Genomic DNA, 12,578 nt, shown 5'->3' with positions numbered 1-12,578 from the left:
TGCGCGTAACACCAAACTTCCGCCCGGGGCCCGACCTTTGGGGCCCTATGGCCCCCATTACTGCTGCCGCTGCCCCCGCCACCCGGCCGTACACCGCTGGCTTCTGGCTGATGTGCCTGTCTTCGTTCCTATTTTTTGCCAGCTTCAACTTGCTGCTGCCCGAGCTGCCCGACCACCTGACGCGGCTGGGCGGGGGCGAGTACAAAGGCTTCATCATCGCGCTGTTCACCGTCACGGCGGGGCTGAGCCGGCCGTTTAGCGGCAAGCTAGCCGACACGGTGGGGCGCATTCCGGTGATGGTGTTCGGGTCGCTGGTTTGCTTCATCTGCGGGTTTTTCTACCCGTTTGCGCTCACGGTCACGGGCTTTTTGGGGCTGCGGCTGCTGCATGGGTTCAGCACGGGCTTCAAGCCCACGGGCACGGCAGCCTTCATCGCCGACATGGTGCCCGTGGCGCGGCGGGGCGAGGCCATGGGCCTGCTCGGCGTGACGGGCAGCCTGGGCATGGCCGCCGGCCCGGCCTTCGGCTCGTGGGTGGCCCAGCACTACTCATTGAACGTCATGTTCTACTGCTCCAGCGGGTTGGCGCTGCTCTCGCTGCTGGTGCAAGGCACCCTCACCGAAACGCTGCCCCAGGCCCAGCGCCAGCGCTTTAGCTTCTCGCTGCTCAGGCTAAATTGGAGCGAAGTACTGGAGCCCCAGGTGTTTGCGCCGGCCTTGGTGACGTTGCTGTGCATGTTTCCCTACGGGGCGGTGCTGACGGTGATACCCGACCAGAGCCGGCTGCTGGGCCTGGCGGGGCCCACCAAGGGCTTGTTCTACATCTGCTTCACGGTGGCCTCGCTGGCGGTGCGGCTGGTGGCGGGCAAGTCGTCGGATACCTACGGCCGGGTGGCGGTGCTGCGGTGGTCGGCGGGCGTGTTGGCCGCGGGGCTGGCGCTGCTGGTCTGGGCCCCGTCGGTGCCGGTGTTTCTGGCCGGGGCGGTGGTGTTTGGGCTGGGCACGGGCCTGAACTCGCCCACGCTCTACGCCTGGACCATCGACCTGAGCCACCCCGAGCGCCGGGGCCGCGGCGTGGCCACCATGTACATTGCCCTCGAAACCGGCATCGGCGTGGGGGCCCTGCTGGCGGGCTGGGTGTTTGATAACCAGCCTGGCCGCCTGCCGTGGGTGCACGCCGCCAGCCTGGCCAGCGTGCTGGGGGCCCTGGCGTTTTTGCTATTGCGGCGCCCGGCCCCGGTGCCAGCCCGCGCGGCGTAAAAAAGACTGGAAAAAGCTAGATGAAGAATGCGGGAAGTTTGGGCAAAGGCGGTAGTTTTAACCGCCCTTTCCTTCTTTTTTCTGCTTTTTCTGGATGTTCCTATCTTTACTAATACGCTGTAGTGCTATAGTTCTATTATTGGGTGGCGCGGTGGCCGCCCACGCCCAAACGGAGCCTGTTAAGTTTGGGCAAATCGACGCCAAGGATTTGACCGCGGCCCCATTTGTGGCCGACAGCGCCGCCGGGGCCGTGGTGCTGTGCGACTACGGCCGCTCGCGCCTGGTGGGCTACCGCGACGGCTTCCGGGTGGTGTTCGAGCGGGTGACGCGGGTGAAGATTCTCAAGAAATCAGGCTACGACGCGGCCACCGTCGAAATCCCGCTTTACCACCGCGACGGCGACCAGGAGGAAATCACCAACCTGCGCGGCTTCACCTACAACCTGGTGGGAGGGCAGGTGCAAAAAACCAAGCTCGACGCCACTGGCGTGTTCCTCGAAAAGCGCAGCCCCCGCATCAACGTGCGCCGCTTCACGCTGCCCAGCGTGCGCGAGGGCGCCGTGGTGGAGTACGCTTATACGCTCTCGTCGGACTTCCTGTTCAACTTCCAGAACTGGGTGTTTCAGGGGCCCTACCCGGTGCGTTGGAGCGAGTACCGTACCAGCATTCCGGTGTTTTACAAGTACAAAATTATCAGGCAGGGCGGCCAGCCACTGGCCGTGGACCGGTCCACCGTGGGCAAGACCACGCTGCTGGTGGACAATAAGTTGGCGTCTAGCAGCCTCTCGGTAGGCCAGACTAACGGCTCGCTCACGGTGTCGGCCCCCACCGAAGAGTACCAGTGGGCGATGCAAAACGTGCCGCCCCTGCGCGAGGAAGCCTACACCACCACGGCGGCCGATTACGAGGCGCGCATCGACTTCCAGCTGGTGGGCGAGCAGTGGCCTGAGCAGCCATACCGCGACCTGACCGACAGCTGGGCCAAAATCAACGCCCGCCTGCTGGCCGACGACAACTTCGGCCAGCAGCTGGAGCGCGGCGGCTTTCTGAAGGATCAAATGGGGGCCCTGGCCGCCCAGTACCCCGACCCCGCTGCCCGCGCCGCTGCCGTGCGCCAGACCATCATGGCCGCCGTGCGCTACAACGGCACCAACCGCTACGCCACCGAGGCCAGCCTGCGCAAGGCCTACGACGCCCACAGCGGCACCGCGGCCGACGTGAACCTATTGCTCATTGCCGCCTTGCGCCAGGCCGGCCTGCCCGCCCAGCCCGTGCTGCTGAGCACCCGGGGCCACGGCCGCGTGAGCCAGACGTACCCGCTGCTCGACAAGTTTAACTACGTGGTGGCCCTGGTGACCGACGCCGACGGCCACGACCTGCTGGTGGACGCCACCGACCCCGCCCTGCCCTGCGGTACGCTGCCCGAGCGCTGCCTCAACCAAACCGGCCGCCTCATTGCGCCGGGGCCCGGCGCGGCCGACGGCCGCTGGGTGGACCTGCGCCCCAGCCAGCGCCACGCGCACTTCCGCCAGGCGCGCCTGACGCTGGACGCCCAGGGCGGCCTCGCCGGCCAGGTGCACGAGGAGTACGCGGGCTACGCCGGGGCCGACGCCCGCGAGGAGCTGGCCCGGCTCGGCGAGAAGAAGTACGCCGCCCAGCTGGCCCACCAGCACGCGGCCTGGGCCCTGGCCCCGCTGGCCGTGGGCGCGCGCGACGACGTGCAGAAACCCCTGGCCTTGGACTACGCCTTCACCCGCGCGGCCGACGACGGGGCCCCGGCCGGCACCTTGTACCTGAGCCCGCTGCGCGAATTCCTGGACGGCCAGAACCCCTTCACCCAGGAAGACCGGAGCTTCCCCGTCGACTTTGGGGCCCCGCAGGAGGAAACGCTGCTCGTGGCCCTCACCCTGCCCGCCGGCTACGAGCTGGCCGAAACCCCCAAAAACGCCATCATCGACCTGCCCGACAGCGGCGGCCGCTACCTCTTCAACGTGGCCACCATCGGCAGCACCGTCAACTTCACCAGCCGCCTGGCCTTGCGCAAGCCCGTGTACTCGGCCGCCGAATACACGCACCTGCGCGAGTTCTACCGCCTCATGCTGGAGAAACAGGCCGAGAAGCTCGTCATCAAGAAGAAGGCCTAGCGCGGCGGCTAATCGGGCCGCGTGGCTGTACCGCCAAGCAAATTATACTCCTTCGGGGCCCCATATTTTTAAGCCTTTTGGAAAGCAAAATTGACCGTCATGCTGAGCTTGCCGAAGCATCTCTACTGCAAGCAGTAATCCTGATTAGCTGAGCAGCAGACATGCTTCGGCAAGCTCAGCATGACGTTCTGAATGATTTCGGCTACTTCCTATCAACAGCTATTTTATTAGAATTTCCTTTCTTATGAAAGCCAAAAATTTACTCGCGCTGCTGCTTGCCGTGCCCTTGGGTGGTGCCCGGCCCCCGCTGCCCATGCGGTGGGGCCCCGCGCCGAAGTATTCCGTGGCGGACATTCCGGCGGCCCTGCGCGAGGGGGCCCACGCCGTGCTGCGCGCCGACGACGAGGTGGTGACCGTGAAATCGGCCAGCCGCCTGGTGCACACCGTGCACAAAGTCATCACGGTGCTCGACGCGGGCGGCGACGCCTTCGGGCGCACCACCGTGGGCTACGACGCCCTGAACGCCATCGGCTACCTGCGCGGGGCCGTGTACGACGCCGACGGCCGCCTGCTGCACCAGCTGCGGGCCAGCGAAATCCGCGACCAGGGCGTGGGCGACGCCGGCGGCAGCCTGATGACCGACGTGCGGGTGCGCTACGCCGACTTGCGCCAGCCCCAGGTGCCCTACACTGTAGAGTTTGACTACGAAGTGGTGTCGGACAATACGCTGTTTTATCCCACCTGGCAGCCTCAGGACGAGGAAGGCCTGGCCGTGCAAAGCGCCACCCTGCGCGTGAGCACGCCCTCCGCCCTGCCCCTGCGCTACCAGGAGCGGCAGTGGCCCGCCGGGGCCCCCGCCCAGCACACCAGCGCCGGCAGCCAGGAGCAGTACGCCTGGGCCCTGGCCGGCCGCCCCGCCCTCGACGAAGAAGACAACGCCCCGCCCCTGGCCGATACCACGCCCGGCGTGGCCCTGGCCCCCGGGGCCTTCGAGGTGCAGGGCCACGCCGGCTCGGCCACGACTTGGCAGTCGTTTGGCCAGTGGAACTACGAGCTGAACACCGGCCGCGCCGTGCTGCCGCCCGCCACCATTGCCAAGGTAGCCGAGCTGATTAAGGACGCGCCCGACCCGCACACCCGGGTGGCCCGGCTGTATAACCTGCTGCAAGGCAGCACCCGCTACATTTCGGTGCAGCTGGGCCTGGGCGGCTGGCAAACCTTTCCGGCCAGCGCGGTGGCCACCAGCGGCTACGGCGACTGCAAGGCCCTGAGCAACTACACCATGGCCCTGCTGGCCACCGCCGGCGTGCCCGCCTACGTGGCCCTCATCGGGGCCGGCGCCGACCACGCCGACCTGCGCCCCGACTTCCCCAGCAACCAGTTCAACCATGCCGTGGTGTGCGTGCCGCTGGCCACCGCCGGCCGCCCCGACACGCTGTGGCTGGAGTGCACCAGCCAGACCACCGCGCTGGGCTACATGGGCAGCTTCACCGGCAACCGCCACGCGCTGCTGCTCACGCCCAAGGGCGGCCAGGTGGTGGCCACGCCCCGCTACCGCTGCGCCGACAACCGCCGCGAGCGCCGCATCGACCTGTACCTCGACGCCGCCGGGGCCGCCACGGCCACCGCCCGCACCCTGCGCACCGGCCAGGAGCAGGACACCTACGCCCAGGTGCTGCACGAGCTGGGCCCCACCGAGCAGAAGCAGTACGTGGCCGAACGGCTGCGCCTGTCCACGTTCACCATCAGCAAGTTTGGGCTGGCGGTGGCCCCCGGTGCGGGCACGCCCGGGGTGGTCGAAACCCTCGGGCTGGCCCTGCCGGGCTACGCCCCGCCCAGCGGCAAGCGCGTGTTCGTGAGCCCCAACCTGCTGAGCCGCCTGCCCGCTTTGCCAGCGCAGGTAGGCACGCGCCAAACCGCGCTGTGGGTGCCCCGCGCCAGCCTCCAGGCCGACACCGTGCGGCTGCACTTCCCGGCCGGCTTCCAGCCCGAAACCTTGCCCGCCCCCGTGCAGCTGGCTACGGCCTACGGCACCTACTCGGCCCAGTACCTGGCCCTGCCCGACGGCACCGTGCGCTACGTGCGCCGCCTCGAGCTACCCCGCCTGCACCTGCCCGCCGCGTCCTACGCCGGCTACGTCGACTTCCGCCGCAAAATCAGCGCCGCCGACCGCGCCCAGGTGGTGCTGCTGAAAACGGATGCCTAGCCCGGCGGTAGCGCGGACGCTGCGAGTCCGCGCAGTTGAACGGTGGCCGAACGATTAATCGGCAGGACGAAGCAAACGGCGCGGATTCGCAAAGGCCACGCCACCAGGCCATCCGTATTCATTCCCCAGCCGTACCTTCAAGCTGAGAATACCAGCCCTACTTTTCGCGCGTTAACGGCCCATGGCGTTATTTTTTACCACGGCGGGCCGGTGCGGCGGCGGGCGCGGGCTGGGGGCCCTGGCCGTTTTATTCCTCCTGATTTCGCTGCCTGCCCGCGCCCAACAAGCGTGGTTTGCCGACCAGCCGCTGGCGCGCACGGCCGCCGCCCGGCTGTCCGGGGCCCTGCGCCAGGGCCGCGCCTTGCGCATCGACGTGCCCGCCGTGCGGGCGGCCCTGCAGCCGGCCGGCGCGGTGCTGAACTTGCCGCTGCCCGGGGGCGGCACCCAGCGCTACCGGGTGCGGCCGGTGCCGGTGCTGGCCCCGGCGCTGGCCGCGCGCTTCCCCCAAATCCAGACCTACGCGGCCCAGGGCCTCGACGACCCCACCGCCTCCGCCCGCCTCGATGTGGGCCCCGGCGGCTTCCACGCCCAAGTGCTCAGCGCCGGCCGGGCCTACTACATCGACCCGGCCGGCGACAGCGCCCACGCCGTGGCGTTCAGCAAGGGCGCTGGGGCCCCGGCCGACGGCTGGGTGTGCCTGACAGGCGGCCCGGGCCCCGGCGCGGGGCTGGCCGCCCTGGCCGGGCAGCCCAACGGCGCGCAGCTGCGCACGTTTCGGCTGGCGGTGGCATGCACGCCAGAATACTCGCTCACCCAGGGCAATACCGTGGCGCGCGTGCTGGCCGCCGTGGCCACCACCGTCAACCGCGTAAGCGGCGTGTACGAGCGCGAGCTGGCCGTGCGCCTGGTGTTGGTGGCCAACGAGGACCAGGCCATTTTCCTCAGCGGCGCGGGGACCCCAGTGGCCAACCCCGTGTACTCTAACAACAACGGCACGGCCATGCTGGGGCAAAACCAGACGAACCTCGACCGCATCATCGGCACCAATAATTACGACATCGGGCACGTGTTCAGCACCGGCGGCAGCGGCATTGCCTACGTGGCCTCGGCCTGCGACCCCACCGAGAAGGCCGGCGGTGTGAGCGGCCAGGCCAATCCCACCGGCGACGGCTTCGACATCGACTACGTGGCCCACGAAATCGGGCACCAGATTGGGGCTACCCACACCTTCAACGGCACGGGCGGCGACTGCGGCGGCGCCAACCGCTCGCCCCGCTCGGCCTACGAGCCGGGCAGCGGCGCCACCATCATGGCCTACGCCGGCATCTGCGCCCCTGAGAACGTCGTGGCCAGCAGTCTGCCCTTTTTCCATTCGCGCAGCTACGACGAAATCCTGGCGTTTTTGAGCACCAAGGGTACTTGCGCCGTCGTTACGGGCACCGGCAACCGCCCGCCCGTGCCCGTGGCGGGCCCCGGCTACCGCATCCCGCTGGGCACGCCCTTCGCCCTCACCGGCCGGGCCACCGACCCCGACGGCGATGCCCTCACCTACGCTTGGGAGGAGTTTGACCGGGATTCGGTTACCTCCCCCATCGCCAGCCCCACCGGCAATGCGCCCCTGTTCCGGCCCTTCGCGCCCAGCGCCTCGCCCACCCGCACGTTCCCGCAAATCAGCGACGTGGTGAACAACGTGCAAACCATTGGCGAGCTGCTACCGACCTACGCCCGGCGGCTGCGCTTCCGCCTGGTGGCCCGCGACAACCGCGGGGGCGTCGATTACGACTCGACGAGCGTGGCCGTCGTCGGCACCGCGGGGCCCTTCCGGGTGCAGCAGCCCAACGCCGCCGGCGCGCAGTGGCAGCCCGGCACCAACGCCGCCGTGGCCTGGGACGTGGCCGGCACCGCCGGGGCCCCCATCGGCGCCGCGCAGGTCGATATTTTGCTGAGCACCGACGGCGGCTTTACCTACCCCACCGTGCTGCTGGCCGGGGCCCCCAACACCGGCGCGGCCACCGTGGCCGTGCCCGCCGGCACGCCCCTCACCGCCACGGCCCGGGTGATGGTGCGGGCCGTGGGCAACGTCTTCTTCGACATTTCCGACCAGAACTTCAGCATCGTGAACGTGCTGGCCACCCAGCTCGGCGCCGCCGCGGCCAGCGCGTCGGTGTTCCCCAACCCTAGCACCGGCGCGGCCACCCTGGCCCTGGCCAACGCCCAGCGGGGCCCCGTGACCTTGCAAATATTGGATGCAGTGGGGCGTACCGTGTGGGCCGCCCAAACCACCAAAACCGCCGACGCCTGGCAGTACCCGCTGGACCTGGGGCCCTTGGCGGCGGGCGTGTACTACCTGCGCGTAGATTTGCTGGCGAGTACGGTGGTGCTGAAAGTGATGCGGCAGTAAGTTACTGAATAATTCGAAGTGTTGCATCTCGCATCCTATGCAACAATAGATCTAGCACATTTCAATAAACCAAAATACTTTGCTGACATGTGCTTAAATAATTATTTCAACGCGCATTTCAAAACTCAGATTTTTCTATTACCCTAAATAAATGATTACTTTGCATACATTACCTAGCACCATCATTCAAATTCAGAGCACACGACAACACCTTGGCATTCTTGATTTGCTTAGAGGATTCGCGGCCATAAGTGTTTGTTTATTTCATTTTACTAGTGGCACAAACTTAGTCAAGCTTTATTCGCCTATGCTGAAACATAGCTTCGCTTGGGGTTACTTAGGTGTAGAGATATTTTTTGTAATATCTGGCTTCGTAATTCCTTATAGTCTATGGGGAAAGGATTATCGTATTAGTGGGTTTAACGCTTTCATGCGCAAGCGCGTTGTACGCATTTGCCCGCCTGCTTACGCGAGCATACTATTAGTTATGCTAGAATGGTACTTGATTAGTTATTTCCTGCATCACCCCTCTAATCGCCTTCTTTCCATAACTCCTACACAATTCCTAGAGAACATATTTTTTATTATTCCATTCACGCATAATAGCTGGATAAATGGTGTATTTTGGACTCTTTCTTTAGAATTTCAGTTTTACTTAGTGGTCGGATTATTCTATCGACAGATATTCGCAGCTAACTCGGTATGGCACTTTCTGTCTTGGTCAATTGCATTAAGCCTACTACAATATTTACCCTTTTTACCAAAAGAAACTTTTTTTCATTTCAGTTCAATATTCTCGCTCGGGGCGGCCACACTACTTTACAAACAGCGCACAATAACCGGGCGACAATACGTATTGGCTCTGGTGGTATTCACAGGGCTTTGTGGCTTTCAAATGGGCATCTGGCCAGCATTAACTGGATTAATAACAGCATTAACTATCGCGTTTGTTAAAATTAACCATCCCATATTATCTTGGCTAGGGAAAATTTCATACTCGCTATATTTGACGCATTTTTTGGTTGGCGCAGCGGCAGAATATTTACTGACTCATATCTGGCCGCCCACTACGCCTTTGCAAGTAGGTGGAGAAATCGGGCTGTGTGTCTTGCTAGCCTTATTCAGCGCTTATATCTATTTCTTATGCGTAGAAAAGCCATTTCTTCGATTATCCCATCTCTTAAAATTATAATTTTTATTAAAAGTTTAATATGCGATTTTCAATTCATTCATTCTTATTATTGGTCACATTGCTGACCGGATCCTGTTGGACCCTCAGGGCCCAAACCACTTTACAGGGCACACTCGTCAGTGGTGGTATTATTAGAGAGTATAGTGTATACCTACCCGCTTCGTACTCTCCAAGCCAAGCAGTTCCCTTGTTATTTAATTTGCATGGTTATGCATCTAATGGACCATTTCAGGAGTATTACGGTGATTTTCGACCAATTGCTGATACCGCCAACTTTATTATCGTGCATCCAAATGGCACCCGAGATACTGGAGGAGAGCGATTCTGGAATACTTGGGTTCCCCCAGGAAATGGAATTAATGACGTACAGTTCATAACAGATTTATTGGTATCGCTACAATCACAATTTGCCATTGATCCGGATCGAATTTATAGTACAGGCCTGAGCAATGGGGGGTTTATGAGTTATGAATTAGCTTGCCAGCTTAGCGACAGAATAGCGGCTATTGCTTCTGTCGCTGGCAGTGTATTGCCAAGCCGCCTGAATGCATGTACTCCATTACACCCCGTACCCATTTTAGAAATTCACGGCACTGAGGATTACATAGTGCCTTACTATAGCACTTGGTACGCTTCTATTCCCTCCCTGCTTGATTACTGGGTACGTTTTAATGGATGCTCGTCAACTTCTACCATCACGGAAGTACCGAACATTAATACCACCGATGGCTGCACAGCAATACATTATGTGTACAGTGGAGGCAGGGCGAGCAGCGTGGTCGAGCACTACAAAATAGTAGGAGGCGGCCATAGTTGGCCCGGGGCACCAATAGATAATAATGCCGTCACCAACCGTGACTTTAACGCTAGCCAAGCGATATGGCGCTTTTTGAGGCGTTATAGACTTAACCAACTAAAAACGGCGTTGTCAACGACTACGAATGCAGTTCTCACGTTAGATTTCTCCGCTTCTCCTAACCCGGTGAAGGACGTACTTACTATTCGGTCTAGCAAAACTTTTCGGACAACACAGCTCTCCGTCACGGACATTCTTGGAAGGATTATAGCGGTGCAAACTATACCAATGCCAGACGGTAGCTTGCAACTACTCACAAGTAATTGGTGCAGTGGCACGTATACGTTAAGAATAAATGATAACGGCACTGCTTCGTACCGAAGGGTAGTGAAGTTATGATCGTTGACCTCTGAGATCCTTAAAAGCAGCCCCCGTTCAAAACTTGTAGCGCAGCTGCGCCTTCACCTCGCTGCGGGCGGGGCCCTGGATGGTTTCCAGGCCGGTGCCCACGGTGGTTTGGTGGCGGTAGCGGGTTTCGGCGTAGCGCAGCCACAGCGTGAGGGGCTTGCCCAGACGGATTTCGGCTAGCGCGTAGGCCCGCGTGCCCTGCCCGTAGAGGGCCGGCACCGACACGGCCAGCCACACGTCGGACTCGTACACGTACTGGCGCACATCATAGCTGTCGGCGTCGAAGACGGCGTAGCGGGCCGTCAGCTTCAGGGCCCTCCCGAAGCGGTAGGCCACGTCCTGGGCCAGCACGTAGCCCGCCTGCCAGGGCTGGACGTCGTCGAGGCGCAGGCGGGAGGCTTGCAGGCGGGTGCGCACTTCCAGGGCCGGGCTGAGGGCCGCGTCGTAGTAAAGCAGTAGGCTTTGCTGTAAGTAGTTGCCAGGCAACGGCACCGGGAAGTCGGGGCTCGTGGGCAGGTCGCGCGGCTTGAGGCGCTGGCGCAGTTGGGTCGAGAGAATCGTGGTTTTGCTGGGCGTGTAGGCCAGGCGCAGCAGCGCGTCGTGGCCGCGGCTGGGGGCCCCCACGCGGTAGCGCAGCCACGGGAAGCTGAACTGATCGTAATATGCGCTGACCTCCCAGCGCGGCGCGGGCCGGATTTTCAGCCCGAAGTACACGCCGCTCTCGTTGATGTTGCGGTAGTTTTCGCCGAACGCGTTGCCGTAGAGCGAGTGGAAATCGGCCGGGTAGTGGCGCACCAGCACGGCCGCGTCCACGGCGGGGCCCAGGCTGGCGAGCAGGCCGTTCACGGTGCCCAGGGCCCCGCCGGTGGTGCGCGCCGTTTCGCCAAACAGCAGCAGGTTGCGCCACACGTAGCTGTAGTGCAGGCCCAGGGCCAGGTTGTTCTTCCCGCTGAACTCGAACAGGTTGTACGATTCGGGGCGCTTGAGCAGGGCCGTGCCGTAGTGCGTGCCCACGGCGCTGAGGCCTACGGCCAGGTCGCCGTTGGCGCTGGCGTAGCCGAGGTGGCCGCCGCCCACGGTTTCGGCCAGGCGGTGGCGGTTAGCCAGCTCGGTGGCCGTGCGGTGCAGGCCGGTGTAGATGAGGCCCGAGCTGAACTCGTCGTAGGCAGCCAGCGAGTCCTGGGTTTGGCGCAGGTTGGCGTCGGCGTTGCGGTGCGAGGCGAAGGCCGTGGCCTCCCACCGGGGCCCCAGCTGGTAGGTGGCGGCCCCGCCCCGAAAAAACGAATTCTCCAGCAGCCCCGCGTAGGGCCGCACCCCCACCGACGAGCGCCGCACGGTGGTAATCACCTCCGCCCCCTTCCCCACCGCGAAGCCCGACGAGAGCAGCAGCCCCTGCCCGAATTGCAATTGGTAGTCGCCCAGGGCAATGGTTTTCCAGCGCCCCCGCGCTTGCAGCACCAGGTGGGCCGAGAAATAGTCGAACCCCACCCGGCCCTGGCCCGGCTGCCAAGCCCAGGGCTCGCCGGCGTCTTTTTCGAGCGAAAAGCCCACGCTGAAATCCTGGCTGTGGCTGGCCCGGTAGCGCAGGGCCAGCTTGTCGGGGCCCCCGAGGTAGCGCAGCGTGGGCCGCCCCTGGTAGAGCGTGGGCGCGGTGTAGCCCTGGCGGGTTTGCAGCACCCGCTCGTAGCGCAGCAGCGCGTAGTTGTTGTCTTCGTGCAGAATGCGCTGCCACAGGGGGCCCCGCGCGGCGCGCCCGTCGCCCCCGGCCACGGCCACAAACGGCAGGATGCGGCCAATGGTGCGCAAATCGAATCCCTCGATGCTTTGCAGCTCATATACGCTCAGCAGCAGGCCGTTGGCCTCGCGGTGGCGCAGTAGGCTGGTAATCTGGGTTTCGGAGAGCAGCAGCAGGGCGCGGAGGTCTTCTCGGGTGGCGGCGTTGAGGTTGAGCGGCGCCTGGTAGTAGTTGAGCAACGTCTCGTAGATGTCCTCCACCGGCACCTGGTCGCTCTGGATTTCGGCAAACAACTCCTGCGTCAGCCGGTCGAGGTCGGGCGGGCGGCGCGGGTAGTCCTGGGCTTTTGCTGAATTAAAAATTAAAAATGACAAATTAAAAACGAGCAATGCCAGGGCCCCAGCGCCCCGTTTTAGGCCCCAATTGCGCGAGCAAGTC

7 protein-coding genes are annotated in these 12,578 nt (G+C 63.4%); 6 read left to right on the top strand and 1 reads right to left on the bottom strand.

What is annotated here, in order from left to right:
- Nucleotides 1-47: 47 nt before the first annotated feature.
- The 6 genes from AXW84_RS04170 to AXW84_RS22990 all read left to right on the top strand — a co-directional run bounded on the left by AXW84_RS04170 (nucleotide 48) and on the right by AXW84_RS22990 (nucleotide 10,396).
- Complete coding sequence (locus AXW84_RS04170; protein ID WP_068229113.1) at nucleotides 48-1,259, top strand: MFS transporter; 1,212 nt, start codon at nucleotides 48-50, stop codon at nucleotides 1,257-1,259.
- 151 nt (nucleotides 1,260-1,410) lie between these two features.
- Nucleotides 1,411-3,402: a transglutaminase domain-containing protein gene (locus tag AXW84_RS04165; protein ID WP_162268242.1), complete on the top strand. Its 1,992-nt coding sequence runs from the start codon at nucleotides 1,411-1,413 to the stop codon at nucleotides 3,400-3,402.
- Between the two features lie 244 nt (nucleotides 3,403-3,646).
- On the top strand, nucleotides 3,647-5,608 hold the full coding sequence (locus AXW84_RS04160; protein ID WP_068229107.1) for a DUF3857 domain-containing transglutaminase family protein: 1,962 nt from the start codon (nucleotides 3,647-3,649) through the stop codon (nucleotides 5,606-5,608).
- Nucleotides 5,609-5,789: 181 nt separating this feature from the next.
- Nucleotides 5,790-8,009 (top strand): reprolysin-like metallopeptidase, encoded by a 2,220-nt coding sequence (locus tag AXW84_RS04155; RefSeq protein ID WP_068229104.1) that lies wholly within the window; start codon nucleotides 5,790-5,792, stop codon nucleotides 8,007-8,009.
- A gap of 151 nt (nucleotides 8,010-8,160) precedes the next feature.
- A complete protein-coding gene (locus AXW84_RS22995; protein ID WP_071890963.1) occupies nucleotides 8,161-9,201 on the top strand; it encodes an acyltransferase family protein in 1,041 nt (346 codons plus the stop codon).
- Nucleotides 9,202-9,388: 187 nt separating this feature from the next.
- Nucleotides 9,389-10,396, top strand: coding sequence for a T9SS type A sorting domain-containing protein (locus AXW84_RS22990; protein WP_236943242.1), 1,008 nt, complete (start codon nucleotides 9,389-9,391; stop codon nucleotides 10,394-10,396).
- Between the two features lie 36 nt (nucleotides 10,397-10,432).
- Here the strand turns inward: AXW84_RS22990 and AXW84_RS04150 are convergent, their stop codons facing one another.
- Nucleotides 10,433-12,514, bottom strand: coding sequence for a ComEA family DNA-binding protein (locus AXW84_RS04150; RefSeq protein WP_236943241.1), 2,082 nt, complete (start codon nucleotides 12,512-12,514; stop codon nucleotides 10,433-10,435).
- Between the last annotated feature and the right edge of the window lie 64 nt (nucleotides 12,515-12,578).

The sequence above is a fragment of the Hymenobacter sp. PAMC 26628 genome (assembly GCF_001562275.1).
In the GTDB taxonomy this organism is placed as follows: Bacteria; Bacteroidota; Bacteroidia; order Cytophagales; family Hymenobacteraceae; genus Hymenobacter.
Note: the sequence above shows the minus strand (reverse complement) of the source record. Positions and strands in the feature narration are given on the sequence as shown.

Excerpts from the sequence above, each read along its gene's own strand:
- AXW84_RS04170 (WP_068229113.1), top strand. The coding sequence starts at position 48 with ATGGCCCCCATTACTGCTGCCGCTGCCCCCGCCACCCGGCCGTACACC.
- AXW84_RS22995 (WP_071890963.1), top strand. The coding sequence starts at position 8,161 with ATGATTACTTTGCATACATTACCTAGCACCATCATTCAAATTCAGAGC.
- AXW84_RS04155 (WP_068229104.1), top strand. The coding sequence starts at position 5,790 with ATGGCGTTATTTTTTACCACGGCGGGCCGGTGCGGCGGCGGGCGCGGG.
- AXW84_RS04160 (WP_068229107.1), top strand. The coding sequence starts at position 3,647 with ATGAAAGCCAAAAATTTACTCGCGCTGCTGCTTGCCGTGCCCTTGGGT.